The sequence below is a fragment of the Methylobacterium goesingense genome (assembly GCF_022179225.1).
GTDB classification, from domain to species: Bacteria; Pseudomonadota; Alphaproteobacteria; order Rhizobiales; family Beijerinckiaceae; genus Methylobacterium; species Methylobacterium goesingense.
Window position 1 is genome coordinate 1 of sequence record NZ_BPQL01000022.1, and the last position, 23,631, is coordinate 23,631.

26 protein-coding genes and 1 tRNA gene are annotated in these 23,631 nt (G+C 70.4%); 10 read left to right on the forward strand and 17 right to left on the reverse strand.

Annotated elements, in window-relative coordinates; all coding sequences use genetic code 11:
- The first annotated feature begins 64 nt into the window (after nt 1-64).
- A complete protein-coding gene (locus MFF30_RS05165) occupies nt 65-442 on the forward strand; it encodes a winged helix-turn-helix transcriptional regulator (RefSeq protein WP_238277409.1) in 378 nt (125 codons plus the stop codon).
- On the opposite strand, the gene MFF30_RS05170 is transcribed toward MFF30_RS05165, so the two are convergent.
- The 6 genes from MFF30_RS05170 to MFF30_RS05195 form a co-directional block, all read right to left on the reverse strand.
- Nucleotides 439-1,392, reverse strand: a complete 954-nt coding sequence (locus tag MFF30_RS05170; RefSeq protein WP_238277411.1) for a 2-hydroxyacid dehydrogenase — start codon at nt 1,390-1,392, stop codon at nt 439-441. The two genes, MFF30_RS05165 and MFF30_RS05170, sit on opposite strands and share 4 nt — an antisense overlap.
- Nucleotides 1,393-1,511: 119 nt before the next feature.
- Nucleotides 1,512-1,587: transfer RNA gene (locus MFF30_RS05175), tRNA-Phe, on the reverse strand.
- Nucleotides 1,588-1,693: 106 nt separating this feature from the next.
- On the reverse strand, nt 1,694-1,915 hold the full coding sequence (locus MFF30_RS05180; RefSeq protein WP_238277421.1) for a DNA gyrase inhibitor YacG: 222 nt from the start codon (nt 1,913-1,915) through the stop codon (nt 1,694-1,696).
- Complete coding sequence (locus tag MFF30_RS05185; RefSeq protein ID WP_238277424.1) at nt 1,912-2,562, reverse strand: Maf-like protein; 651 nt, start codon at nt 2,560-2,562, stop codon at nt 1,912-1,914. The genes MFF30_RS05180 and MFF30_RS05185 overlap by 4 nt, the downstream gene beginning before the upstream one ends.
- A gap of 217 nt (nt 2,563-2,779) precedes the next feature.
- Nucleotides 2,780-3,427, reverse strand: coding sequence for a TadE/TadG family type IV pilus assembly protein (locus MFF30_RS05190; protein WP_238277426.1), 648 nt, complete (start codon nt 3,425-3,427; stop codon nt 2,780-2,782).
- A 4-nt stretch (nt 3,428-3,431) separates the two neighbouring features.
- Nucleotides 3,432-3,926, reverse strand: coding sequence for a TadE/TadG family type IV pilus assembly protein (locus MFF30_RS05195; protein WP_238277438.1), 495 nt, complete (start codon nt 3,924-3,926; stop codon nt 3,432-3,434).
- Between the two features lie 339 nt (nt 3,927-4,265).
- Between MFF30_RS05195 and MFF30_RS05200 the strand changes: the two genes are divergently transcribed.
- Together MFF30_RS05200 and MFF30_RS05205 are read left to right on the forward strand one after the other, a co-directional pair.
- Nucleotides 4,266-7,049, forward strand: coding sequence for an ATP-binding protein (locus MFF30_RS05200; protein ID WP_238277440.1), 2,784 nt, complete (start codon nt 4,266-4,268; stop codon nt 7,047-7,049).
- A 174-nt stretch (nt 7,050-7,223) separates the two neighbouring features.
- Nucleotides 7,224-8,609, forward strand: a complete 1,386-nt coding sequence (locus MFF30_RS05205; protein ID WP_238277442.1) for a Tad domain-containing protein — start codon at nt 7,224-7,226, stop codon at nt 8,607-8,609.
- Between the two features lie 48 nt (nt 8,610-8,657).
- On the opposite strand, the gene MFF30_RS05210 is transcribed toward MFF30_RS05205, so the two are convergent.
- Both MFF30_RS05210 and MFF30_RS05215 read right to left on the reverse strand, forming a co-directional pair.
- A complete protein-coding gene (locus MFF30_RS05210) occupies nt 8,658-8,864 on the reverse strand; it encodes a hypothetical protein (RefSeq protein WP_238277444.1) in 207 nt (68 codons plus the stop codon).
- Nucleotides 8,865-9,122: 258 nt separating this feature from the next.
- Entirely contained in the window at nt 9,123-9,512 is a 390-nt protein-coding gene (locus MFF30_RS05215) for a hypothetical protein (protein WP_238277446.1), read from the reverse strand.
- A gap of 201 nt (nt 9,513-9,713) precedes the next feature.
- On the opposite strand from MFF30_RS05215, the gene MFF30_RS05220 reads away from it, so the two are divergent.
- The 3 genes from MFF30_RS05220 (at nt 9,714) to MFF30_RS05230 (ending at nt 11,399) form a co-directional block, all read left to right on the forward strand.
- Nucleotides 9,714-9,890, forward strand: a complete 177-nt coding sequence (locus MFF30_RS05220; RefSeq protein ID WP_238277448.1) for a hypothetical protein — start codon at nt 9,714-9,716, stop codon at nt 9,888-9,890.
- Nucleotides 9,891-10,022: 132 nt separating this feature from the next.
- Complete coding sequence (locus MFF30_RS05225) at nt 10,023-11,012, forward strand: phosphoribosylaminoimidazolesuccinocarboxamide synthase (protein WP_238277450.1); 990 nt, start codon at nt 10,023-10,025, stop codon at nt 11,010-11,012.
- Between the two features lie 102 nt (nt 11,013-11,114).
- A complete protein-coding gene (locus MFF30_RS05230) occupies nt 11,115-11,399 on the forward strand; it encodes a hypothetical protein (RefSeq protein WP_238277452.1) in 285 nt (94 codons plus the stop codon).
- Between the two features lie 10 nt (nt 11,400-11,409).
- Here the strand turns inward: MFF30_RS05230 and MFF30_RS05235 are convergent, their stop codons facing one another.
- Nucleotides 11,410-13,530: a carbohydrate porin gene (locus MFF30_RS05235; RefSeq protein WP_238277453.1), complete on the reverse strand. Its 2,121-nt coding sequence runs from the start codon at nt 13,528-13,530 to the stop codon at nt 11,410-11,412.
- Between the two features lie 223 nt (nt 13,531-13,753).
- Entirely contained in the window at nt 13,754-13,972 is a 219-nt protein-coding gene (locus tag MFF30_RS05240) for a hypothetical protein (protein WP_238277455.1), read from the reverse strand.
- Nucleotides 13,973-14,503: 531 nt separating this feature from the next.
- Here MFF30_RS05240 and MFF30_RS05245 point away from each other — a divergent pair.
- Nucleotides 14,504-16,156, forward strand: coding sequence for a methyl-accepting chemotaxis protein (locus MFF30_RS05245; RefSeq protein WP_238277498.1), 1,653 nt, complete (start codon nt 14,504-14,506; stop codon nt 16,154-16,156).
- On the opposite strand, the gene MFF30_RS05250 is transcribed toward MFF30_RS05245, so the two are convergent.
- The 4 genes from MFF30_RS05250 to gntA all read right to left on the reverse strand — a co-directional run bounded on the left by MFF30_RS05250 (nt 16,122) and on the right by gntA (nt 18,912).
- Entirely contained in the window at nt 16,122-16,742 is a 621-nt protein-coding gene (locus MFF30_RS05250) for a DNA-3-methyladenine glycosylase (protein ID WP_238277457.1), read from the reverse strand. The genes MFF30_RS05245 and MFF30_RS05250 overlap by 35 nt on opposite strands.
- Nucleotides 16,739-17,509 (reverse strand): ribonuclease HI, encoded by a 771-nt coding sequence (gene rnhA, locus MFF30_RS05255; protein ID WP_238277458.1) that lies wholly within the window; start codon nt 17,507-17,509, stop codon nt 16,739-16,741. The genes MFF30_RS05250 and rnhA overlap by 4 nt, the downstream gene beginning before the upstream one ends.
- Nucleotides 17,510-17,615: 106 nt before the next feature.
- Complete coding sequence (locus tag MFF30_RS05260; RefSeq protein WP_238277460.1) at nt 17,616-18,224, reverse strand: DUF1989 domain-containing protein; 609 nt, start codon at nt 18,222-18,224, stop codon at nt 17,616-17,618.
- Nucleotides 18,214-18,912 carry a guanitoxin biosynthesis heme-dependent pre-guanitoxin N-hydroxylase GntA gene (gntA, locus tag MFF30_RS05265; RefSeq protein WP_238277463.1) on the reverse strand — a complete coding sequence of 233 codons (699 nt, stop codon included), beginning with the start codon at nt 18,910-18,912 and terminating at the stop codon, nt 18,214-18,216. The genes MFF30_RS05260 and gntA overlap by 11 nt, the downstream gene beginning before the upstream one ends.
- 577 nt (nt 18,913-19,489) lie before the next feature.
- Between gntA and MFF30_RS05270 the strand changes: the two genes are divergently transcribed.
- The 3 genes from MFF30_RS05270 (at nt 19,490) to MFF30_RS05280 (ending at nt 21,251) form a co-directional block, all read left to right on the forward strand.
- Nucleotides 19,490-20,347, forward strand: a complete 858-nt coding sequence (locus tag MFF30_RS05270; protein WP_373320845.1) for a phosphatase domain-containing protein — start codon at nt 19,490-19,492, stop codon at nt 20,345-20,347.
- An 18-nt stretch (nt 20,348-20,365) separates the two neighbouring features.
- Nucleotides 20,366-20,770 carry a hypothetical protein gene (locus tag MFF30_RS05275; protein ID WP_238277467.1) on the forward strand — a complete coding sequence of 135 codons (405 nt, stop codon included), beginning with the start codon at nt 20,366-20,368 and terminating at the stop codon, nt 20,768-20,770.
- A gap of 112 nt (nt 20,771-20,882) precedes the next feature.
- Nucleotides 20,883-21,251, forward strand: a complete 369-nt coding sequence (locus MFF30_RS05280) for a cupin domain-containing protein (RefSeq protein ID WP_238277469.1) — start codon at nt 20,883-20,885, stop codon at nt 21,249-21,251.
- On the opposite strand, the gene MFF30_RS05285 is transcribed toward MFF30_RS05280, so the two are convergent.
- The 3 genes from MFF30_RS05285 to MFF30_RS05295 all read right to left on the reverse strand — a co-directional run bounded on the left by MFF30_RS05285 (nt 21,248) and on the right by MFF30_RS05295 (nt 23,448).
- The gene (locus tag MFF30_RS05285; RefSeq protein WP_238277470.1) at nt 21,248-22,048 is read right to left on the reverse strand and encodes a TetR/AcrR family transcriptional regulator; all 801 of its coding nucleotides are present in this window, start codon (nt 22,046-22,048) and stop codon (nt 21,248-21,250) included. The two genes, MFF30_RS05280 and MFF30_RS05285, sit on opposite strands and share 4 nt — an antisense overlap.
- 66 nt (nt 22,049-22,114) lie before the next feature.
- Complete coding sequence (gene proC / locus MFF30_RS05290; RefSeq protein WP_283205862.1) at nt 22,115-22,948, reverse strand: pyrroline-5-carboxylate reductase; 834 nt, start codon at nt 22,946-22,948, stop codon at nt 22,115-22,117.
- Nucleotides 22,945-23,448: a type III secretion system chaperone family protein gene (locus MFF30_RS05295; protein ID WP_238277472.1), complete on the reverse strand. Its 504-nt coding sequence runs from the start codon at nt 23,446-23,448 to the stop codon at nt 22,945-22,947. The genes proC and MFF30_RS05295 overlap by 4 nt, the downstream gene beginning before the upstream one ends.
- Between the last annotated feature and the right edge of the window lie 183 nt (nt 23,449-23,631).

Below are 23,631 nucleotides of genomic sequence, written 5' to 3' on the forward strand. Positions count from 1 at the left end.
CTGGTGCCTATGACCCCGAACGGTGCCGTCTGGTCGGGGTCATAGGCACCAGAAGGTAACCACGATGGAGAGGCTGAGCGCGGACGAGTCGTGGCGCGAGGATTGCGCGCCGCGCCGGGTGCTCGAACTGTTCGCCACGAAGTGGACGAGCATGGTGCTGCACACGCTCCACGCCCGCCATGCCGGGTGCGCCCGCACCGGCGTGCTCCAGCGCAGCCTGCCCGGCATCTCGAAGAAGATGCTGACCCAGACCCTGCGGGACATGGAAGCGAGCGGCCTCCTCACCCGACACGTGGCCGGCACGGTGCCGCCCGCGGTGGAGTATCGCCTGACCCCCCTCGGCGGCCGCTTCGTCGAGCCGGTGGAGATCCTCTACGCCTGGGGCCGGGCCAATGCCGACGCCCTCGACGACCTGAAGCCCCGGCCGACGTCGCGGCGCTAGTAGCCGCGCGCGCGGTCGACGCCGACCGGCACCGTTCCGGTCTCGCGGAAGGAACGGATTGCGGTCGCCACGATCGCCGAGGCGGAGGCGCGGCTCGTCGGCGCCGCCACGTGGGGCAGGATCGTGATGCCCGGATGGTCCCAGAGGCGGTGCCCCGGCGGCAGCGGCTCGGTCGCGAAGACGTCGAGGATGGCATGGCCGAGATGGCCCGAATTCAGCGCCACGATCAGGTCGTCCTCGACGACATGGGCGCCCCGCCCGAAATTAACGAGGCCAGCACCGCGGGGCAGGCGCGCGAAGATGTCGTGGCCGAGAATGCCCCGCGTCTCGTCCGTGAGGGGCAGCAGGTTGACGAGGATGTCGGTCCGCTCGAGGGCGCGCGCCAGCCCGTCCGGACCCGAGGCGACCGCGACGCCGGGGGAGGCCGCGCCGGAGCGGCTCCATCCCTGGACCGGGAAGCCGAGCGTGCGCAGGACGGCCGCCGACGCGCGCCCCATCTCACCCAGGCCGAGCAGGGTCACGGTGCGGCCCTGCGCCGGGCGTGCCTCGTGCTGGATCCAGACATGCCGGCGCTGCTGATCCGCATAGCGCGGAAAATCCCGGTGGAGGTGCAGCACCGCGGCGGCCACCGCCTCCGCCATGGCGCCGGCCAGGGCCGGATCGACGAGGCGCAGCACGGGCACCTGCGGCAGCGTCGCATCGAGGAGCAGGCGGTCCACGCCCGCCCAGAGGCTGTGGATCCAGCGTAAAGCGGGCAGCCGCGCGAGGGCGCCGGGCGGCGGGTTCGCCACGATGGCAATCTCAGCCCCACGCGCCGCGTCGGGATGGTCCGGACTCGCCAGGGTCTCGTCCGGCATGGCCCGGCTCAAGGCCTCGCGCCAAGCCGCCTCGTCCGCCGGCTCCAGGCTCGTGACGAGCAGGAGCGGGGGCCGTGTCCGATCGGGCGCCATGCGGATGGTTCCAGAGAAGAGAGCGGCCGGGGGAGGCCGGCCATACGCCTCCGCCACGCGTCGTCAGGATCGACGGATCAGCGCGACGTTGGAAAGACTAGCGATGCTCAGGAAAAGAATGGTGCCCAGGGACGGAATCGAACCGCCGACACTGCGATTTTCAGTCGCATGCTCTACCAACTGAGCTACCTGGGCCGCCGCCGGTTCGCGTGAGCGGCACCGGCTGGAGCGGGGGTATAGGGGGTGGATTGCGGCCTGTCCAGCCTTGTTCGAAAGAGTTTTCGGACGGTCGGCGCGGGCTTCAATCGCGCGTGCGCGCCGTTCCCGCGGAGCCCTCGGCGTCCTCGTCCTCGTCCTCCGCGGTGGGGATGGCGTAGCGGTCGGTGAGCCAGCGACCGAGGTCGACATCGGCGCAGCGCGCCGAGCAGAACGGGGTGAAGGCTGGCACGGGAGGCTTGCGGCAGATCGGGCAGGGATCGGCCTTGGGCGTGCGGCGGGCCGGTGTCGGATCGGAGGGGCTCATAGGGGCTGTCCCCAGCTCTGGCGCACGGGAAAACCCTCGCCTTCGAGGAGGCTCAGGGTCTCGTAGAGGGGCAGGCCCACCACCGCGCTGTGCGAGCCCACCAGCTTGACCACGAAGGCGCCGGCCAGCCCCTGGATGGCGTAACCGCCGGCCTTGCCGCGCCATTCGTCCGAGGCGAGGTAGGCATCGATCTCGCGCGCGGAGAGCCGCTTGAAGCGGACCCGCGTTTCCACCACCCGCTCGCGGCGGGCGTCGCGGGGCGAGAGCAGGCAGATCGCGGTGTAGACCCGGTGCTGACGGCCCGAGAGCAGGCGCAGGCAATCCGCCGCCTCGTCGGGCAACTCGGTCTTGGGAAGAACGCGCCGTCCCACGGCCACGACGGTATCGGCGGAGATCAGGTAGGCCTCGCGCATGTCGTCGCGCCGCCGCGCGGCGGCGCCCGCCACGGCGAGCTTCTCGCGCGCCAGGCGACGGGCGAGTTCGCGCGGCGTCTCGGACTTGTGCGGCGTCTCGTCGATGTCGGCGGGCAGGAGCGCGTCGGGTTCGATACCCGCCTGCTGCAGCAGGGCGAGGCGCCGGGGCGAGGCGGAGGCCAGCACGAGGCGGGCGCTCCGGACGGGGCCGGCGGGGTCTTCGGTCTGGGTCACGTGCGAGCCGTCATGCGCGGGTGCTGCATCCTGTGGAGCTTCGAGAAACGGCAGGGTCCCGCGCGCCGGACGGTGCCGGTCCGGGCGGGCGATGCCGGGGGCCATCGTCCGGCGCGACGCGGCGCCCCGGAGCGGCGGGAACCTATCGGAAAGCCCCGGGCTTGTGAACGCGCCGTCCGGCCGCTGAGCGCCATCGCCCTCGGGATCGGCGAGGCGCTCAGCGCACCGGGCAGGGGATGCCGCCCGCGATGAGGATCTCGGGGCTCTGGCTGGCGAAGCGTCGCCCGTACCGGACCGGCCACAGGGTCTTGCGCGACATGGTGAACCCCGCCGCGCCGGTTCCGAGGAAGACCGAGCCCGTCACAGGCGCATAGGTCGCCGAGACCTCCACAAGGAGGAAGCGTGCGCCCTTCGGCTGGAGGCTGTCGACCGTCTCCGACGGCGCCGGGCTGCCGGGCAGACGCAACGGGGATCCCGGCGCCGCGGCGCTGGAGCAGACCTGCAGGAGCCCCGTCTCCGCGTCGCCGACGACACCGACCGCACTCACCGTCATCCGGACGCCGGCGCTCGCGAACGGCGCCATCAGGATGGGCGCTACCTCGAAGATGTCGCTGGATTCCGACTGCGTCGGCGCATTCCGCTGCGAGAAGGTATCGCCCAGGGTCCGGGACAGGAGATCGAGCTTGCGGGCGTAGCGCATGGCCGTGGCCAGCTCCACGGTCCCGAAATAGATGAGCAGCAGGATCGGCGTGACCAGCGCGAATTCCAGGATGGCGACGCCGCCCTCCGCGCGGGCGAAGCGCATGCCGGCCCGGCCGCCGGGACGGCGGGCGCGGCGCGCGAACGGGCGGGAGGCGTCGCGCATCGTGCTAGCAGGCGGCGCTGCTCGTGGAATTGCCGTCGAGCTGAAGCACGGCGGTCGCCAGGATCAATCGGCTGCCGTCGCTGAACTGGTCCTTCACGATGCCGAATCTCTGGAACGTCTGCTGCGCCAGAGCGGCCTGCACGACGACGACGCTGCCCTTGCGCAGGCACCCGTGCTGCTCGCCGAAGCCGGCGCGCCACGTTCCCGTGCTGGCATCGATCGGAGCGGTGTTGTCGATGGCGCCGAAGCTGTCATAGGCCGCGATGTCGAGCTTGAGCCTGGCGCAGCTCACGAAGGGGGACACGTTTCGGCAGAGTTCGTCGCGCACGCTGGCGGCCAGGGTCTCGGGAGAGGCCTGGGCCTGGACGTAGAACTGCCGCATCGACGAATCGAGGCCGTTGTCCAGGGCGGACGAGACCCAGTAGACCAGCGCGCCCTCCAGAATGAAGAAGATCAGAATGAACAGCGGGAACAGGATCATGGCGAATTCGACCGCCATCGCCCCGCGCTGATCCGCACCGAACCGCTTCGTCAAAGTGCGCCGCATCGCCGGCGCCAGGCTGCCTCGTCGCGAAATCGCCGCCGGCGAGAGTCGGTTCAAGGGCGAGGCGAACATTTCGCGCGAATTCTCGTTCTATTCATTCTATCCAGGCCTGGGTTGACAGTGTTTGTCTGGTACAACCCAAGTCCATCCCGTTCTGTCGGCCAAGCCTACGACGCTCCATTTAATTTTTCGGCAATGGAGTCTATCGCGACGACAGGCGCAGGCCGGGGCCGCGCCGCGCGACGACGCGCCGGTTAAGCGCACAGTGAGGAAGCTCGCCTAGGCTCGGCCTCCATGAGCGACCCACGCCCCGCGTCCCGTCCTGTCCGCAGATCCCGCTTCGCCGTTCTGGCGGTCATGCGGTCGCTGGCCGCGCGGCTCGCCCTCACGGTCTTCGGCTCCGTCGTGCTCGCCCTCACGGTAGCGACTGCCTTCTCGCTCTGGCAGGAGGTGCATCGCTACGCGGACACCAAGCGCGAGACCCTGGGGACCATCGCGGAAATCTTCGCCGCCGCCAGCGCCCGGGCCGTCGATGCCGGGGATGCGGGCCGGGCGGCCGCGACCCTCAACGCCATCGGTCGGCATCCGGGCCTCGTCTACGCGGGAATCGAGCGTCCGGACGGCTCCATCCTGGCCGATCGGGGCCTCGCGATCCGCCTGGAGAGCGACATCGATCTCGGCGAGGGCGGCTCGCCGTTCCGCCTCCTGTTCGGCCGGACCGCCCAGGTCCAGGCGCCGATCCTGGAGGCGGGGCGCCGGGTCGGCACCCTGGTGCTGGTCGCGGACACCACCGACCTGCCCGCCAACGTGCTGGGCCTCCTCAAGGCGTCCGTCCTCGGCTGGCTCCTGGCGCTCGGCTGCGGCGTCGCCCTGTCCTACGGCCTGCAACGCGCGATCACGCACCCGATCGCCTCGCTGGCCGAGACCATGGACGGGGTACGCGAAAGCCAGGACTACGCCCGCACCACCCGCATCGTCCGGGACGACGAGGTCGGAAGCCTGGCGCGCTCCTTCAACGCGCTTCTCGGAGCCTTGCGCGAGCGCGACGGGCGCCTCGCGCGGCACATGGAGCACCTGGAGGACGAGGTCGCGGCGCGCACCACCGACCTCCACACGGCCAAGGAGGCCGCCGAAACCGCCAACCAGGCGAAATCGACATTTCTGGCGACCATGAGCCACGAGATTCGGACCCCGCTCAACGGCATGCTGGTCATGGCCGAACTCCTGGCCGAGGCAGACCTGCCCGAGCAGCAGAAGCGCCACGCGGAGGTCATCGCGCGTTCGGGCCAGAGCCTGCTCGCCATCATCAACGACATTCTCGACTTCGCGAAGGTCGAGGCCGGCAAGCTGGACCTCGAGCGGGTTCCCCTCGATCCGGCCGAGATCGTCGACACCGTGGTCAGCCTCTTCGCCGAGAAGGCTCGCGAGTCCGGTCTCGATCTCGCCGCCACACTGGCGCCCGACGTGCCGGACCGCGTCCTCGGCGATCCGGTCCGCCTCGGCCAGATCCTCGGAAACTTCGTCAACAACGCCCTCAAGTTTACCCAGGCCGGTTCGGTGCGCGTGCGCCTGGAGCGCGGTCCGGCGGAGACCCTGCGTCTCAGCGTGCGGGACACCGGCATCGGCATCGCGGCCGACAAGGTCGACACCATCTTCTCGGCCTTCTCGCAGGCCGACCAGTCCACCACCCGCCGCTTCGGCGGCACCGGGCTGGGGCTCTCCATCGCGCACCGGCTGGTGCACGCCATGGGCGGACGCATCGGCGTCGACAGCCGCCTCGGCGAGGGATCGACCTTCTGGGCCGAGGTGCCGCTGGAGGCTGGCGAGGCCGTCTCGCGCCCCGTCCCCCAGCGGGAGGCGAGCGTGGCACCCTTCGTCGTCGTGTCGACGGCCGGGCCGGCGACGGGGGACACCTTGCGCGAGGGGCTCGCGGCGGCCGGCTTCGCTCCGGTCGGCATGGGGGCGCCGGAAGCGTCCGGCGCGCACTGGATCGTCGACGCGGCCACCTTGGCGGAACTCGGTCGGCGCCCTGGGCCGGAGGGCCGCGTGCTGGCGCTCGCCCGCTTCGGCGAGCCCGACGGCGCTCGTGCCCTCGGGGCGGGCTGGGCCGATGCGCTCCTGACCTGGCCGATCGTCCAGGCGGAATGGCGACGGGCCCTGGCCGCCCTGGCATCGGGGACCTCCTTCTCCGACCAGACGCAGTCCGGCCAGGGGCCGGCCACATTGCCGCAATTCCCGTCCGCGCGGGTGCTGGTGGCGGACGACAGCGCGGTGAACCGCGAGGTCGCCCGCGCGGCGCTCGCCCGCTTCGGCATCACCGCAATCGTCATGGTGGAGGATGGGCAGGCTGCCCTGGAGGCCTCCCGGCTGGGCGGGTTCGACCTCGTGCTGATGGATGGCAGCATGCCGGTCCTCGACGGCTACGCGGCGGCGGCCGCGATCCGGTCCGAGGAGGGGCTGCGCGGCGCCGGACGCCTGCCCATCGTCGCCCTGACCGCGCACGTGGTCGGCGCGGCAGCGGAAGCCTGGCGCGCCGCCGGCATGGACGGAACCCTGACGAAGCCGTTCACCCTGCGCGCCCTTGGGGACACGCTGCTGGGCTTCCTCACCCCCGGCGGCACCTCGGAGGAACCGGGCCCGGCGAGCCAGGGCCTGGGGAGTGAAGACCGGTCCGCCATCGGCCCGTCGGAGGATACGGACCTCCTCGATGCCGAGGTGATCGACGGCCTCGTGGACATGGCGGAGCGTGCGGGCACCGGCTTCGCCACGCGCATTCTCGACCTCTACGCCGAGACGGCGCCCGCTGCCCTTGCGGCCATCCGGACCGCCACCGAGGCGGAGGCGGTGGCCAAGGCCGCGCATGGCCTGCGCTCCATGAGCCTCAACATCGGTGGCCGTGCCCTGGCGCGGGCCCTCGCCGAGATCGAGGACGCCGCGCGGACGGAGGGCCGCCTTCCGACGCCCGAGGCCGTCGCGTGCCTCGGCCCGCTCGTGGAGCGCACGATGGCACAGGTCGGCGAGCGCCTCGGCATCGTTGGGGACGTCGCGGGGGACGGCGGCCTGCGCCTGTCCGCGTGACCGCCGTGCTCGAACGCGCGGCAGGCTCTGCTTCCGCGCGGGTCGATGGCGCGCGCGAAATCCCGTCTCGGTCGGAAGGTCTCCATAACCATGACGGGGCCAATCCTGAGGATAAGCTTACGATGTGCGCGTGGGTGAAGGTGCGCTGAGAGACTCGTCTGCCAAAGAAACGGAATGGGACACTTCGAACGCTTCAGGCAGGGGGAACGGTTTCGGCGCGACCAGGGCGGCGGCGTCCTCCTGCTCTTCGCCCTCTCGATGCCGATCCTGATGGGACTCAGCGCCGCTGCGCTCGAATATGCCGGGCTGGTCAAGCGGCGCGCCGAACTGCAGCGCGCGGCCGATGCGGCCAGCATCGCGGGCGTCAACCAGTTCAAGCTCGCCAACGCGGACGATGCCGCCGCCATCAACGTCGCCCGGTCGATGGTCCTGGCGCAGGCCCGCAGCGCCGGCGGGGGCGTCCCGCAGGTGACCGCCACCGTCCTCGGCAACCACTCGGCCGTGCAGGTCGCGGTGTCCGAGACCGTGCCGCTGAGCTTCGGCAAGCTCATCAACATGGCGAGCGTCGACATCGCCGTCCGCTCGACGGCCAAGCTGACCGGGACGACCCGCCTCTGCCTCCTGGCCCTCGATCCGCTCGCTCCGGGCGCCTTCCATCTCGAGAGCGCCGCGCGGATCACCGCCAGCGACTGCTCGCTCTACTCGAACTCCGTCAGCACGGCCGGCATCCAGGGCGAGAACGCAGCCGTGGCCAAAGCCCTCTCGACCTGTTCGGCGGGCGGCTTCTCCGGCCCGAGCGCCAACTTCCTTCCCCCGCCGGCCACCAATTGCCCGCCCTTGCGCGATCCGCTGATCGACAAGCAGGGGCCGCCGCCGGGCTCGTGCATCGACCTCGGCATCCTGTTCGACCCCAAGAAGCTGATCGGGCTGGCCGACAACCTTCTCTACGGCGCGAACGTTGTCAGCGGACCCGCGACCCTCAACCCCGGCACCTATTGCGGCGGCCTCCACATCACCAAGGGTGCGCAGGTCACCCTGCGGCCGGGGATCTACATCATCAAGGACGGCCCGCTCGTGGTCGACAAGAACGCCAGCCTCACCGGAACCGGAACCGGCTTCTACTTCACGGGGGTTCGGGGCGGGTTGCTGTTCGACGAGAAGAGCACGATCAGCCTGACCGCTCCGCGCGACGGGATCATGGCCGGCCTGCTGCTTTTCGAGGATCGCTATGCGCCGCCGGGGCTTCTGTCCCTGCTGCCCCTGGACGGGAAAGGCAAAGCCAAGGCGGCGCCCAACGGCGTCGCGGCGCGGCGTGAGTACCGCATCATCAGCGACAACGCGCGCATACTCCTGGGCACGATCTATCTGCCCGTCGGCCGCCTCATCATCGATTCCAAGCGGCCGGTGGCGGACGAATCCGCCTACACGGTCATCATCGCTCGCATGATCAACCTCTATGACGGGCCGAACCTGATGCTGAACGCTCGCTACGGCTCCACCGACATTCCCGTCCCGAACGGCGTCGGACCGAGCTCCGCCGACACGCAGCTGACGCAGTAGCCTCGGGCGGCGAGGCCAAACCCGCTCGGTGGGCGCGAGCCGGGACCGTCAGCGGGCCGGCTCGATATCCGCCCGCGACGGCTCGTAGGTGCACCAGTTGCAGTACCCCTTCTCCGCCGCCTTCGGCGCGTTGCGCTGCGAGCAGTGCGGGCAGATGAGCAGCGACAACCGCGCTCCGTTCAAGCGCGCGTGGCCGCGGCCCCGGAAGGTGACGTCCTTCGGCTCGGCGGTGCCAGAATTCTGGGTCTGGCTCATGGGTCTGTCCTTGATACTCGGCACGTTGACCAACGAGCGAGGCGGCGAGAGGTTCGCGGCCAAGCTGGGCAATATGCAACTTCCGCACTCCGTATGGGATGAAGACGCGGCGATGATCCGTCTACCCTTCACCTCCTGAAGCTTGGAGGCCGTCACCTTCCCCCGCCCGGCTCCGGCCGCGGCGGATCTTTTTTTCGCGGCCGACGCGAAGAATCGCGGGCGCAACCGGACGGCATCGGGGCTTCGCGCCCCGGCGCGTCACCGGCCGCGGTCGTCGTCCAGTTGCTGCAGGAGTTCGGCCAGGCGCGGGTCGAGGGGCTCGTCGATCACCGGCTCGTAGAGGGCCTGTAACTGGCGACCCAGGCGCAGGCGTGTCGCCTCGCTCAGGACCGGCCCGATGGGCTCGTCCGGAAACGCGCGGGACTCGTGCGGGTGATCGCTGGCCATGGGCCATAACTGGAGGGGAAAGCCGATCCGGCAATGGGGCCGTGGCGATGATGCGCCGGGCTGATCGGTCCGGAATGCCCAGCGTTCTCCACACCATGGATCGAAGGCCGGGCGTTGTGTTCGATCTCGCGCCGAAGCTTTCTGATCGATGCGCAAGACTTCGGCAGGCAATAATTCGGCAATCAAGACTTCGGCGATCACGCGCCGCGAGCGTTTCCTCACAACGCGAGCACGCGATACTGACCGTTGCCGACCGGTTGCGCCCCGGCGATGCCGGTGCACGTCCAGGCATCGACGTGGATGCGCTCTCGTCGGTCTCCGTCTGCTGACCGCGACCGCCGCAGCACAGGGAACGCATCGAACCCTGAGGGACTTGTCATTCCGAGTAACGGGAGTACGTGGATGACGCTTTTTCAGGTGAAGCAACGCTCGACCGGCGTCCTCCTCTGGGTCGGCCCGGCCGACAGCGAAGGACATGCGCTGGACGTCATGGCCCGCGAAGCGGGCTTTCGCGATGCGGCTCACCTGCCGGTTCATGTCCGCTACGGCGGCTTCCGGACGGCGCGCGTGGTTTCCTGAAGGACGGCGGGCGGCGCGACCGCTGACCCGATCGGAGCCGAACCGGCGGCGGGTGACTGGAAATCGGAGCGCCGTGCGCGCACAAGGCGGGCGACATCGCTGTCCCCGCCAGAGCCGTATGGAGCGTCCCGGATGGATCTCGCCGACCTTGCCCCGCACGCCCACCAGGTTCTGCGCGAGGCGACGCTGCCCGAACTGCCGAACCATTACCGGGGCAAGGTCCGAGACAATTACGACCTGCCCGACGGCCGGCGCATCCTCATCACCTCCGATCGGATCAGCGCCTTCGACGTCGCGCTGGCCGCCATCCCGTTCAAGGGACAGGTCCTGACCCAGACCGCGCGGTTCTGGTTCGAGCGCACCGCCGATCTCTGCCCCAACCATGTCCTGGCCTATCCCGACCCGAACGTCGTTGTGGGCCGCCGCCTCGACATCCTGCCCGTCGAGATCGTCGTGCGGGGCTACCTCGCGGGTACCACCTCGACCTCGATCCTGACTCGCTACCGAGCCGGCGAGCGCACGATGTACGGCCACACGTTCCCGGACGGGATGCGGCCGAACCAGCGCCTCGACCAAGCCATCATCACGCCGACCACCAAGGCCTTCGACGGCGGCCACGACGAGCCCCTGACCGAGGCCGACATCTTAGCCCAGGGCCTTCTTACTCCGGAGCAGTGGGCTACCGTCTCCAGGGCGGCCCTCGCGCTGTTCGGCCGGGGCCAGGAGATCGCCGCGACCCGCGGCCTGATCCTGGCCGACACCAAGTACGAGTTCGGCACGGATGCGGACGGGCGCATCGTGCTCGCCGACGAGATTCATACCCCCGACAGCAGCCGTTACTGGTTCGCGGAAAGCTACGACGCGCGCCTGGCCGCCGGCACGGCGCCCGAGAGCTTCGACAAGGACTTCGTGCGCAACTGGGTGGTGGCCCGCTGCGACCCATACCGCGACGCGATCCCGGAGATTCCGGCCGAAGTCGTGCTGGAGACGGCGGCCGTCTACATCCGGGCCTACGAGACCATCACGGGCGAGCGCTTCGTGCTGCCCGACGCGAGCGAGGTGCCACTGGCGCGGATCCGCCGCAATCTCGCGGCCTATCTGGGCACCGATCCGGCCCCGTAGCCGGCGCGTCCGATTGCCGACGCAGCGACGCTGCTTCGTATCGTCGCCTCGCCGGGAGCGACGCGTCCGCTACCCTCGATCACCTGACGGCGCGGGGGATTCATGATTGCGGCGCAACTCCTCGGACTGACCGCCCTGGCCTTCCTGGCGCCGCTTCCGGCCGAGCGCTACCAGCCGCCGGAGCCGCCCCGCGGCGTCGGCTGGGCGGTCTTCGCGGTGGCGGCGCTGTTGCTCGTGGTGACGGTGGTGCCGCTCAGCCTCGCGCTCGCCGACAAGTGGGCGATGGATGCCCATGCCGCGGAGTGCCGGGCCTCCGGCGGCCGCTTCGCCGCGAGCCCGTCGGCGACGGGGCGCGGCGGCTACCGCTGCGATCGTCCCGACCGGTAGCCCGCGCGCCTCAGAAATCCGCGTGGATGCGCGTCGCGAAGAAGTCCGCCGGTCCGCGATCGCGGTTGTAGGCCGGGTTCTCGACGTGCTGATAGTTGAACGACACCGTCAGGGCGTTGCCGAGGCTGAGCGCGTAATAAGCCTCGATGGCCCGCTCGGGGGCGTAGTTCAGGCGTCCGTCGCCGATGAGGAGGCCGATGCCGCCATTGGCGAAGAAGGCCCGGTGGCTCGGCGAGATCCCGTTCAGCGAGGTGCCGAGGCCCACCGTGTCGGCGGGCCTGCCCCAGGCGGTGCCCTTCAGGGAGACGCCGCCCGAGACGGACTGGTCGATGTCGGTGAAGGACAGGCTCTCGCTCCGGCCGTTGTTGGCGCTCACCCGGGCGAAGACCCCGAGATCCGGCGTCACCGCCTGTTCGAGGTTGAGATAGAAGCCGGTCTTGCGCCGGGCCGCGCGGGTGGCGGCGGCCGCGTCGTTGATGTCGCCGAACACGCCGGCCTGTGTCAGGCCCACGACCTGCCGATAATCGGCGGTGTTGCCGACGTTCGAGAAGAACCCGATGCGCAGCCTGCCGGGCTGGTCGAGCACGGGCAGCACGTGGCGTTCCTCGAATTCGACCGTGGTGCCGGCCCGGCGGAACACGCGTGGGTCCAGCACGTCGCTCGACGGCTCTTTCGGCACCTGCGTGTAGGCGGCGCGGATCGCGAATTCGGCGCGGTTGTACTCGACCATCACGCCTTGCGTGAAACCGGGCAGGTTGGCGGGGAAGTCGTAGGCGCCGGACGCCCAGATGCCCCAGTTCATGAAATCGACGCGCGGATCGTGAGCGTAGATGTTGCCGTCGAAGTAGTCGCCCAGGGCGAATTTGCCCGCCACCACGGTGATCCGCTCGATATCGCGCCGGGTCGCGACCTGGTTCGGCCCGTCGGGCACGTCCTCGGTTTCGCCGCCGAGCCCGAAGGTCTGGCGCACGAAGTAGCGGTTGGAGCGCAGCTTCGGGAACGGTGCGCCCGCCTTCTGCGCCTCGCCGTTGACGAAGCCGGCCACGCCCAGGGTACGGCTGAGGCCGAAGCCCTGCGAGAATTCCGGGTTGTAGTAGAGTTCGGTGCCCTCCAGCAGCTTGAGCCCCAGGAAGGCGGTGGCGGTGGTGGTCGACTGGACCTGACGGCCGATCAGGCTCGCCGGGCCGGTATAGGGCGCGCGGAACCCCGTTACGCCTTGAGCCACAAAGGTCGTCTGGCCGTGCAGCGAGAAGCGCTGATCGAGAGCGTTGCCGCCGGATTCCTCGCCCGCCGGGGGCAGCACGAGGCCACCCGGGTGCCAGGACAGCCGCGCCATCATCTGGTTCGCGGTGTAGGCGGCCCGCGTCGCGACGGGGCCACCACCAGGCCCGGGCACCGTGCCGAGATCGAAGCGGCCGCTACCGCCGAGATCGAGGTAGCGGTAGTCGATCCCGAGGGAAAACTGCTCGCTCAAGGCGAACTGCACGCCCGCCCCGAGGGTGAAGCCGAGATACGAGAGGTCGCGGCGCGCGGTGGCGGTGCTGCCTCCGGCAAGGTCCGGATACGTCGCCAGCACGCGGACATTGGCCCCGGCCAGACCGAAGCTCGCATAGACCAGCGCCCGGTCGAAGGCGTAGCCGAAGCGCCCGCGCAGGGTGCCGTAGACATCCGTCTTGACGCGGATCAGGCCGAAGGCGGGGTCGATGTCCTCGTAGCCGAAACCGGGCGCGCTCGACGCCACGGGTCGCTTGAGGTTGGCCGCCGAGACATCGGCCTCGAGGCCGTAGAGCCAGGGACCGGTCTGCCAGTTATAGCCGCCGAATAGGCCACCCACCGCCGTCGTGGCGTTGCGGGCGAGGTCTGTCCGACCCGTGGCATCGCCGGTCTTGAACGCCGGCACCGCGCGTGCGCCTATGGTCGTGTCGCGGAAGTTGAAGGCGCCGTAGGAATTGCCTCCACTGCCCTGAAGGCCGAGATAGCCACCTGACCAGTCGACGAAGGCAGGGACGGTGCCGGTGGCGCGCGGCGCTGCCGGATCGGCCGCGAAGGCGCCGGTCGCACCCGCGAGGCCGAGGGCGCAGCCGGCGAGCCGCGCGCCGCTGGCGCCTCCGAAGCGTTGCCCTCGTCCCATGCTGCCCCCTTCCGGTCTCCCCTCGATATAGACGATGCTATAACTGTGACAACAAGGTTTAATCCTTGCGTCATCGGATTGGGGTGGATGTTGCCCGATCGCCTCACCGCGCCGAATGGCGAGCCTCGACGGATCTCCTAGACGCCCGACATGACGCCCCCTTGACGGGTGGCGCGATCCGCCGAGCCCGTTTCGGGACACCGATCGCGCGGGAGGCCTTTCCTCAAGCGTTGCCCGTCTCGATCTGCTCGATCAGGCCGGTCAGTTCCTGGATCCGCAGGCGCAGGCCCTCCATTGCGCTCGCATCGGTGTCGCGCAGGGCATAGCCATCCGCGAATTGCCGGCCCTCCGGATGGCCCGCGTCGCGCATCGCCTCCAGTTCCCGGATCAGACGGTCGCGCTCGGCGACGTAGCGGCTCCGGTCCGCCTCGACATTGGGCATGGTAGCTCTCCTGGGGTTGAGCGTGGGGTGCCCGAGGGTGGGGGCCTTACCGTTCTCCCTGGCATCGCCGGACCAATCCTTCAGGGCGGGCCGAGGTTCAAACCCCGTCCGACTGGCGGGGCCGAGTTGGCGCGTTTTCGCTGCCCCATCGCCCCCGTGGAACTCTGCTCTCAGGCGTTCGTTGACCCCGCGACCCAAGTTCGATGACCTGAACAACCCGCCCGGCCCAGCCGAGGCGGGTTCTTTTTGGTTTTTCGAAGGGGAGGCGTCGATCGCGCCTCAGGCAGACGCCGGCCGGAAACATGAAATAGAAATGTGATTGGCAATATTTCTCGCGTGGCACGAAGGACTCGGTGCGTACGTGCAGGAAACAGCAGCAGGCCATGGCTATCGGGCATGCTCTCTGCAAGAAAAACAGCCAAGCGGAAAATTTTAGCCTGGGCTTAAAACCTGTGCGACTACCGAGACTGCTTACCGTCTCGGAGAACGAACGTGGGCCTTCTCGCGCGCTTCAGCATCATTGCCAAATTGATGAGTGTGGTCGTTCTGATCGGCGCCATCGTCAGCGGGTGCCTCTGGTACGCCACGACCCGCATGGCCGCCATCGACGGCGCCTACACGCAGTTCCTCAATCGGGACACCAAGGCGATCGCCGACCTGCGCACGGTCAACCGGCTGATCTTCACGCTGAGCTACTTCAACTTCCGCAACATCGCCGAGACGAACGCCGCCGACATGCAGCGGACCGATCGCGGCTTCGAGGAAGCGAGCGAACGTCTCAACAAGGTTCTGGGCGAACTGCGCGATGAGGCGCCGAGCTTCGCGGGACGGCTCGACCTCCTGAAGCAGAAGATCAACGGGTTCGTCGCCGATTCCTCCGAGGCCCGGACCCTGGCGAGCAGCGGCCTGAAGACCGAGGCGCTCGCGTTGCTGCACCAGAGCGTCGATCCGACCTTTGATGCGATGGTTGCGGAGGGCTCGGCTCTCGGCCGGGACATCCGGGCCTTCGTCGACGCGGGCGCCCGCAACCTCGCGGAGACGACGGACAGGACTCGCCTGAACACGCTGCTGCTGGGCGGCTTCGGTCTCTTCGCCGGCCTCCTGGCCGCCGGTCTGGTGTCGGTGTTCGGCATCACACGGCCGATCGGTCGCTTGGTCGAGGCCCTGCGGCGCATGGCGGCCGGCGACAGCGCGGCCGTTGTCGCCGGGCGCGAGCGGCGCGACGAGGTCGGCGCGGTGGGGCGCGCCGTGGAGGAGATCCGGACCCTCGTCGCCCGCAAGGCCACCGAGGAGGCCGAGCGCCAGCAGATCGCAGACGCGGCCGCGTCCGCCGAGCGCCGGCGCACGATGCACGCTCTGGCCGACGGTTTCGAATCGGCGGTCGGCTCGATCATCGCGACGGTGTCCGCCTCCGCCGGCGCCCTGCAGGGGACGGCCGAGGCCATGAGCGCGACGGCGACACAGACCTCTCGGCAATCCGGCACCGTGGCCAGCGCGGCCGACGAGGCCGCCGCGAATGTGGGCACCGTGGCGGCGGCGGCCGAGGAACTCGGCTCCTCCGTGCAGGAGATCGGCCGACAGGTCGACGGCTCGGCCGAACTGGCGCGGCGGGCGGTGGAGGAGGCGTCCCAGACCGGCGCCCTCGTGCAGGATCTCAGCGTCGCGGCCGGCCGGATCGGCGACGTCGTGGCGCTGATCACCTCCATCGCGAGCCAGACCAACCTGCTGGCGCTCAACGCCACCATCGAGGCGGCGCGGGCCGGCGAGGCGGGCCGGGGCTTCGCGGTGGTCGCCGCTGAGGTCAAGGAGCTCGCCAACCAGACCACGCGGGCCACGCACGAGATCGAGGAGCAGATCGGGCGAATCCAGGCGTCGACCGGTCATGCGGTCGGGGCGATCCGCACCATCTCCGGGCGGATCGGCGAGATCGCCGCGGTGACGACGAGCATCGCGGCGGCGGTGGAGGAGCAGGGCGCTGCCACCCAGGAGATCGTGCGCAACGTCGGTCAGGCCGCGAGCGGCACCAGCGACGTCACCGCCAACATCCTCGGGGTTGCCCAGGCCGCCGAGCAAACCGGCGCCGCCGCATCCCGGGTCCTGGTCTCGGCCGTCGAACTCTCGACCCAATCCGAGCACCTCAACGGACAGGTCACCCGCTTCCTGCAGACGGTTCGGGCGGCGTGAGGCCACCCGTGGCGTAGCGGGACGGCGGACGGCTGAGATAGCGCGAGCCGGCGAGCAGGAAGCGCCAGGGCGTTTCCACCGCCCGCGAGATGCCGATGCGCCGGTCGGCGATCGCGCCCGGGGCGGTATCCGGAGCCGCGAGGCGGAAGGGCGCCGTGTCGAGGGCGGCGCCATCCAGGGCTCCGGTTATGCCGAGCGCCTGGCAGAGGCGGCCGGGGCCGGCGCAGAGCCGACGCGGATCGGCAAGCCCGCGCCGCGCGGCCATCTCGGCCAAGCCGTGGCGCGGTTCCAGCGCCCGGATCAGGACGGCGCTGCCGGGCGCGCAGACGAAGTTCAGGCACCAGTGCAGCCCGTAGGAACGGTAGACGTAGGCCCGGCCGGGCGATCCGAACATGCTGGCATTGCGCCGGGTCGGCCCGTTGACGCTGTGCGACGCCGGATCGGACGCGTCGTAGGCCTCCGTCTCCACGATGATGCCGCCGATGCCCTCCACCAGGAGGCCGCAGCCGATCAGCGCGGCAGCGACGATCTCGGCGGGCCGCGCGAAATAGTCGGCCGGGAGGGCGGCGGCAGAGCCATCGCTCATGAAGCGGGGTCGGGCTCCGTGGCTTTCGGGGCTGCGGACCCGCGCGCCTCGTCCCGCGCCCGCTCAAACGCCTTCGGCCCGAGATCGAGGGCGAGGCGCACTGCCCGCTCCACATAGGCCTGCGGCGTCAGTCCGGCACCCTTGGCGGCGCGCGAGACCTCCAGGCCGAGCCCAAGATCCAGGGGAATCGAGGTCGTGCGCGGCGGCGCCCGCTCGACCACGGCCGCCGCCGTGGCGAGGGCCGCCGGCGCCGTGGCGAGGGCCGCCGGCGCCGCGGCGGCGCGCAGGGCGGCGGTGCCAGTCAGGGGCGCAGGGCCGCCCTCCGGTCGGGACGGCAGCCCGAGGGCCTCGCGTCGGCCCTGGGCGGCGAGCCGGTCTGCGCGCTCGTTGCCGACCTCGCCCGTATGGCCCCGCACCCAGGTCCAGCGCACGTCGCGGCGCGCGGCCAGGGCGTCGAGCTCCTGCATCAGCTCGACGTTCTTCACCGGTCCGGTGGCGGTGCGCCAGCCCTTGGCCTTCCAGCCGCGCATCCACTCGGTCACGGACTTGATGACGTACTGGCTGTCGCAGCGCATCTCGATCTGCGCGCCTTCGGGGAAGTGCCGCAGGGCGTTGATCGCCGCCGTCAGCTCCATGCGGTTGTTGGTGGTGGCGCGATCCCCGCCGCAGAGTTCGATCCGGCCGCTCTCGGCCTCGATCACGACGCCCCAGCCGCCCGGGCCGGGATTGGGGTCACATCCGCCGTCCGCATACACGATCGTCCGCATCAAACTCGTTTCGACCTTCTCGCGGCGGCCCGTCACGCGAGCGGGCGGCGCCGGGGTTTCCGGGCTCACGCCATAGCACGGGCCGGCCCCCCGGCGGTACCCGGGATCAGGTGCGGGCGGGGTCGATGCGGTAGCGGATCGGCTTGAAGCTGCCGTTGTTGGATTGCAGGGCCGAGCAGGCGGTCAGCCCGATCACGAGGTCACATTCCGCCTCGAAGGTGACGTGGTCGCCGGCCTGGCTCAAGGGCGGCTCGACCTTCAGTTCGCCGGTGCCGCCGTCCACCGTCACGTTCATGAAGACGTTGAAGGCGACCGGAATCCGGTCCGGCGCGACGCCGTAGGGGGCGAGCGCCGCCGCGAGGTTGCCGAAGCAGCCCCGGTGCGGGTGGGCGTCGCCGTAGATGATCCGGAATGTGTCGGCCGAGCACGGTGTGAGCAGGAAGTCGTGGCGGCCCACAGTGTCCGCGACGATGCGCAGGAGCACGTTCGAGCGGTTGGAATAGATCGGGTCGCCGGTGGTGAGGTAGATCCGGCTGGCATAGTCCAGGGTCCGGCCCGACGAGATGACCTCGTCGAGGTCGCCCCGCACGAAGGCCAGGAGGTCGGCGACCTGCTCGCCCTGCGGGTCGATCACGGTCAGGCGCTCGCCCTTGTCCAGGGTGAAGGCGGTGCCGGAGCGCGGCGCGATCTCGTGCACAGAGGCCTCAGGCGGCATCGCGGCTCTCCGTCTCGCGGCCCCGGAACGGACAGACCCAATCGGCATCCACGGCGCGGCCACTGTACTGGCGCGCCTCCGAGGCGTCGCCGTGCCGGGCCAGCATCGGGTTGATCGAGCCGGCCAGCGCCTCGTCGCGCGACAGGATCGCGCTGCGCAGCTTCTCGTAGCGGCCCTCCGCACGCAGCTGCTCGAACTGGGCGCGCAGGTTGAACACCAGGACGGGGTGCGAGAAGCGCCGGGCCGGACGCCTCGCGCCGGGATGCATTCCGACGACGAAGAACGCCTCGCCCCCGAAGGAGAGCGAGAAGTGCGGATCGTTCGGATCGGCCTCGACGCGGGCGTCGTAGCGCTGGCCGAGGAACGCGTCCTTGTCCGACAGGGACTGCACGCGGTTCCAGAGGTGACGCTCGAACACCTCCTCGGGGAAGGCTGTCTCGTCCGCGAAGATGACGGCGAAGCTCTGGAACAGGTCGGGCTTGGCGCGGTAGCGGCAGATGAAGGCGAGGAGCGCCGGATAGAGCCGGGGATCGTCCCAGCTCGAGGCAATGCTGCGCGCCACGACGATCTTCATCTGGCCCTTCGAGAGCGCGGATTTCGCGCCGACGCAGGGGAAGGGCTGACTTCTGATGAAATCCTCGAAGGCCACGGCCAGGGGATGGCCGCTGTCGTCTGTGGGAAGATGCATGGAAACTCGACGCTGACGGTACGCGGAACACGTAGGGTGCCGACGTGAACCGGCCCTCGCCGGCCGTGTTCCGTTCGCGCGACGGCATGGCACGGCGCATCCACAGCTGCGTGAGACCCCGTGCGTCGCGCGATACCGAACCTTTGCCGGCGCCGGGCATTGACCCGCGATGCCGGGACCAGCCGATGATGACGCAACCATGAGCCGTTCCGGGGCCTCCCGCCTCGCCAGGGTCGCCCTGCGGGCCTTACGCCTGTTCGCCAAGCCGGTCCGCCGGTCTCAGGGCAGGGCCGGCACGGTGGTGGAGACCTATCGCGGCTACGGCTCGCGCGATGAGGTTTTTCTGATCGGCCGGGTCTTCCGCCAGTCGCAACGGGCGGCGAGCGCCGCCGACGCGGGCTGGGCGGCGGAACTGCGCGACATCCGGCGGCGCATCACTCGCCGCAAGGTGGCGGGCGCGGTGCTCACCGCGCGGTTCTTCGGCTGCGAGGAACAGGTCGTCACCGACCGCGACGGCTACTTCCGCGTCCATCTGCGGCCGAACCTGCCCGCCCCGCCGGAAGCGTCCTGGCACCTGATGGAACTCGATCTGGCCGGGCCCGAGCCGGTGCGGGCGAAGGGACAGGTCTTCATCCCCTCCGCCGCCTGCCGCCGGGTGGTCATCAGCGACATCGACGACACGATCATGCGCACGGGCGTGGCCAACAAGGCCAAGATGCTCTGGCGCCTGTTCGTGGAGGATGCGGAGAACCGCGTCGCCTTCCCGGGCGCCGCCGCCCTCTATCGCGCGCTCTACGCGGGGCCGTGCGGCGCCGAGGGCAACCCGATGCTCTACGTCTCGCGGGCGCCGTGGGGCATCTACGACATGCTGAGCGAGTTCTTCCTCATGCACCGGATTCCCGTCGGACCGGTGCTGTTCCTGCGCGAATGGGGATTGTCCTGGAGCAGCCCGCTGCCGCGCCGGGCCGAGGACCACAAGCGCGAGCTGATCGAGCGCATGCTCGCCCTCTACCACGACCTGCCCTTCGTGCTGATCGGCGACAGCGGCCAGCACGACCCGGAGGTCTATGCGGAGATCGTGGCCGCCCATCCGGGCCGGGTGGCGGCGGTCTACATCCGCAACGTCTCGCAGGGCTCGGGACGCCTCGACGAGATCGCCCGCCTCGCCGAAGCGGTGGAGGCGGACGGCAGCAGCCTGGTGCTGGCCGCCGACAGCCTCGCCATGGCCGAGCATGCCGTCGAGCGCGGGCTGATCCATGCCGACGCGATCGCGGACGTGGCGCGGGAGTGGAACGCGGACGGCGCGGTTCCGGAAACGCGCCGGCGCGCGGGCCGAACCCGGGCTCGCGCCCTGCGCAAGGTCCTCGGGGACGCCGGCGCGACGCCTCCGAACGTGGTCGTCGAGCCGGCGCGATCGGACCCGCCAGGTGGATAGGAACGGGCTGCACCCGCGATGGGAATGAGACCGGCCGCATTGCCGATGGTGCTCGCGGCCCTCGTCCTGCCCGTCGCGGCCGAGGTGGAGCAAGCCGAGTCCATCCTGGGCGAATGGCAGCAGATCGCCACCAATGCGGGCGCCTGTCCGACCTGTCGGATCGCGTTCCGGACCGGAGATCGGGGCATCGTCGTCAGCGCCAACAACGGATGGACCGCGACCCTCGCGCGGACCGGCCCTACCGATCTCATGGGCGACGGCCGGTGGGACCTGCAGGGACGTGGCTGGCCGACGGGACGGGCCTTCACGATCCGCTTCCGCCAGGACGGCGATCGGCTCGTCATGACGATGGTGGTCGATACCGGCTCCGGCCAATGGCCCACCGTCCACGCGACCTACGTCAGACCCTGGCAGGGTGTCTGACCGAGGCTCCACCGGCCGCGGGAAGTTCCACGACACCGGATGGCCCGGACCGTTCAACCGGCGCGGCATCCGCGCGATATGTCGGGCTCAACGCCGAAGTCGAGGAGAGCCGATGGCCCCCGTTACCCCCGCCGCCAACGTCTTCGCCGACCTGCCCGATGCATCGGCGGGCGAGGTGTTCACAGACCTCCTCGCGCGGCCCGGATGCCGGATCGAGCGCATCGTCTCCCGGGGGCAGATCACGCCGGTCGACCGGCCCTATCGGCAGGCCCATGACGAGTGGGTACTGCTCCTCGCTGGCGCGGCGCGGCTGGAAATGGGCGGCGTCGAGACGGCCTTGGCGCCGGGCGACCACCGCATGATTCCGGCCGGCATGACCCACCGGGTCACCTTCACCGACCCGGACCGGCCGACGATCTGGCTCGCGATCCACCTTGGGGAGACGGACCGGCCGGTGCAGATTTCGGCCGATCCGGGTTAGGTCTCAGATGGCCGCGGCCGGGTCGCCGCCGAGGGGGTTGCCCGATCCTCGTTGCGTTCGTCCGCCGCGTGGCGTGCCCGGCGCGCACGTCCGCCCCGGTCGAGGAGCGAACGGCCCAGCGCCCGGAAGGGCGCGGTGAGGCGACGGGCGTCGTCGGCGCGCTCCATGAAACGCTCGCCGTTGCGGATCTCCTTGTCGAGGCGCGCCATGGTCCGGGCCAGCGCCGGGTCGTCGTCGTCGAGCCAGACCTCGACCGTGCGGGCGAAGGCGATGACCACGCCCTGGAGCTTGAGGCGGCCGAGCGGCCCCTCGGTGTTGATGCCAGCGGCGGCGAGCATGTAGCGATGCGAGTTCAAGGCGACGCCGTTCAGCGCTAGCATCGAGAGCGGGTCGCCGCGCAGGGCGTAGGAGATCCGGCGGAGTGCGTCCTTATAGGGCGTCATCGCATCGAGGCGCCGCATCAGCACGTCGAACAGGCGCTCGCGGGTCGGCTCGTCGGCGAGGTCCGCATTGTCGCCCTCCAGGACCTTGCGGTCGATGATGCGCGAGAGGCCCCCGAGCACCGCCCCCTTGGACGGGAACAGGTCGCGCAGTTCGGCGAGGCTCAGGCCGGCTTCCCGGGCGATGTCACCCACCTCGATGTCGTTCCACGGCTGCTCGGCCGCGAGCCGCATCAGGGCCTCGACGGCCGCTTCGCGCGGGGACGGCTTCGTCCCGCCCGCCGCCACCTCGGTGCTGACGGCGTTCGTGGCGGTCTCGTGGGTCTCGGGCTTGGGAGAGCCGGGGCGTTTGGCCATGGTCGTGCGATCCTCGTCCAATTCGCTCCCCATGTAGTGTCGCGATGGCGGAACGTTAGGTCCGGCTCAGCCCGACAGAGCGCCGGCGCGGCGCCGCGCCGCGTCCACGGCCTCGCGCATCAGGTCCGGCAGGCCGCCGCTGCGCATCAGCACCGCCAGCGCCTCCGCCGTGGTCCCGCCCGGCGAGGTCACGTCCTGGCGCAAGAGCCCGGCCTCGCGGGGATTGGCCTCCAGGAGGGCGGCGGCGCCCGAGACCGTGGAGCGGGCGAGGCGCGCGGCCATGTCGGCGGGCAGGCCGGCGGCGGTGCCCGCCTGCGCCATCACCTCGGCAAGGAGGAACACGTAGGCCGGGCCGGAGCCCGAGACGGCGGTGAGGGCGTCGATCAGGCCCTCGTCGTCGAGCCATTCCACCGAGCCGACGCTCGCGAGGAGCGCGTCCGCCTGGGCCCGCTGTCGGGCCTCGACCTCCGCGCTTGCGACGGCCCCGGTCGCCCCCCGGCCGATGCTGGCGGGGAGGTTGGGCATCGCCCGCACGATGGCACGGGCGCCGGGCAGGCGGTCGCGGAGGTTGGCGATGGTCTTGCCCGCCAGGATGGAGATCACGAGCGTGTCCGGTCCGATCAGGGACGCGAGCCCCGGGGCGGCGGCCTCGAGGCCCTGCGGCTTCATCGCCAGCACCAGAACCTCCGACACGGACGGCTCGGCCGGGTTGAGCGCGATCCCGCGCGTCGCGCAGAGCGCTTGCATCTCGGGGGAGGGCTGCGGGTCGAGGACCGTGGTGCGGCCGGCATCCAGCCCGGCCGAGAGCCAGCCGGAGAGCATGGCGCCCCCCATCTTGCCGGCGCCGACGAGGGTGAGGGAGGCGGGGAGGGCGCCTGAGGCCGGGGCGGACGCGCTCACGCCTCGCCTTCGGTCTCGAAGAGCACGGCGTCGAGGGACTCGCGGGCAGACTTGCCGGCCCAGAGCACGAACTGGAACGCCTGATAGTAGCGCTCGCAGGCATCGACCGCCGATTTCAGCATCATCGTGCACTGGCCCTGCGTCGGCGCGGCCCCGCCCGTCAGGAGCAGCGAGTGGCGGAACATCACCACGTTGTCCGTCGACCACAGGTCGAAATGTCCGACCCACAATTGCTCGTTGACCAGGGAGACCAGCGTCAGGATCTCGGTGCGCCGGCGCTCAGGAACCTTCAGGTCGAACGCGCAGGCCACGTGCAGCGCCTCCACGTCCTCGATCCAGGTGAACGCGACGTGGTAATCGGCCCAGCGCCCGGCGACGGAAACCGACATCTCGTCGGTCTCGGCCCGGTCGAAGATCCAGTCGCGCAGCGACGCGAGGCGCTCGACGATGTCGAGGGGATGCTCGTGCCGGTCGTGATCTTCGATGTGGAGTTGGGTCATGGCGGTCCAGTTTGTCGATCCGTGACGGATCGGCGAAGTCGTTGCGAGCGTCGGACGGACGACCGGAGCCACCATGATCCGGATCTGTGCCAGTCACGCCCGCGAGGATGGGCGAAACACGGCGATTCTGTTCGGTGCAGGGCGGCTCGGGTCGAAGGCGAATCAGGTCATGACCCACTATAG

Excerpts from the sequence above, each read along its gene's own strand:
- MFF30_RS05165 (WP_238277409.1), top strand. The coding sequence starts at position 65 with ATGGAGAGGCTGAGCGCGGACGAGTCGTGGCGCGAGGATTGCGCGCCG.
- MFF30_RS05170 (WP_238277411.1), bottom strand. The coding sequence starts at position 1,392 with ATGGCGCCCGATCGGACACGGCCCCCGCTCCTGCTCGTCACGAGCCTG.
- MFF30_RS05180 (WP_238277421.1), bottom strand. The coding sequence starts at position 1,915 with ATGAGCCCCTCCGATCCGACACCGGCCCGCCGCACGCCCAAGGCCGAT.
- MFF30_RS05190 (WP_238277426.1), bottom strand. The coding sequence starts at position 3,427 with ATGCGCGACGCCTCCCGCCCGTTCGCGCGCCGCGCCCGCCGTCCCGGC.
- MFF30_RS05195 (WP_238277438.1), bottom strand. The coding sequence starts at position 3,926 with ATGGCGGTCGAATTCGCCATGATCCTGTTCCCGCTGTTCATTCTGATC.
- MFF30_RS05200 (WP_238277440.1), top strand. The coding sequence starts at position 4,266 with ATGAGCGACCCACGCCCCGCGTCCCGTCCTGTCCGCAGATCCCGCTTC.
- MFF30_RS05205 (WP_238277442.1), top strand. The coding sequence starts at position 7,224 with ATGGGACACTTCGAACGCTTCAGGCAGGGGGAACGGTTTCGGCGCGAC.
- MFF30_RS05210 (WP_238277444.1), bottom strand. The coding sequence starts at position 8,864 with ATGAGCCAGACCCAGAATTCTGGCACCGCCGAGCCGAAGGACGTCACC.
- MFF30_RS05220 (WP_238277448.1), top strand. The coding sequence starts at position 9,714 with ATGACGCTTTTTCAGGTGAAGCAACGCTCGACCGGCGTCCTCCTCTGG.
- MFF30_RS05225 (WP_238277450.1), top strand. The coding sequence starts at position 10,023 with ATGGATCTCGCCGACCTTGCCCCGCACGCCCACCAGGTTCTGCGCGAG.
- MFF30_RS05230 (WP_238277452.1), top strand. The coding sequence starts at position 11,115 with ATGATTGCGGCGCAACTCCTCGGACTGACCGCCCTGGCCTTCCTGGCG.
- MFF30_RS05235 (WP_238277453.1), bottom strand. The coding sequence starts at position 13,530 with ATGGGACGAGGGCAACGCTTCGGAGGCGCCAGCGGCGCGCGGCTCGCC.
- MFF30_RS05240 (WP_238277455.1), bottom strand. The coding sequence starts at position 13,972 with ATGCCCAATGTCGAGGCGGACCGGAGCCGCTACGTCGCCGAGCGCGAC.
- MFF30_RS05245 (WP_238277498.1), top strand. The coding sequence starts at position 14,504 with ATGAGTGTGGTCGTTCTGATCGGCGCCATCGTCAGCGGGTGCCTCTGG.
- MFF30_RS05250 (WP_238277457.1), bottom strand. The coding sequence starts at position 16,742 with ATGAGCGATGGCTCTGCCGCCGCCCTCCCGGCCGACTATTTCGCGCGG.
- rnhA (WP_238277458.1), bottom strand. The coding sequence starts at position 17,509 with ATGCGGACGATCGTGTATGCGGACGGCGGATGTGACCCCAATCCCGGC.
- MFF30_RS05260 (WP_238277460.1), bottom strand. The coding sequence starts at position 18,224 with ATGCCGCCTGAGGCCTCTGTGCACGAGATCGCGCCGCGCTCCGGCACC.
- gntA (WP_238277463.1), bottom strand. The coding sequence starts at position 18,912 with ATGCATCTTCCCACAGACGACAGCGGCCATCCCCTGGCCGTGGCCTTC.
- MFF30_RS05270 (WP_373320845.1), top strand. The coding sequence starts at position 19,490 with ATGGAACTCGATCTGGCCGGGCCCGAGCCGGTGCGGGCGAAGGGACAG.
- MFF30_RS05275 (WP_238277467.1), top strand. The coding sequence starts at position 20,366 with ATGGGAATGAGACCGGCCGCATTGCCGATGGTGCTCGCGGCCCTCGTC.
- MFF30_RS05280 (WP_238277469.1), top strand. The coding sequence starts at position 20,883 with ATGGCCCCCGTTACCCCCGCCGCCAACGTCTTCGCCGACCTGCCCGAT.
- MFF30_RS05285 (WP_238277470.1), bottom strand. The coding sequence starts at position 22,048 with ATGGCCAAACGCCCCGGCTCTCCCAAGCCCGAGACCCACGAGACCGCC.
- MFF30_RS05295 (WP_238277472.1), bottom strand. The coding sequence starts at position 23,448 with ATGACCCAACTCCACATCGAAGATCACGACCGGCACGAGCATCCCCTC.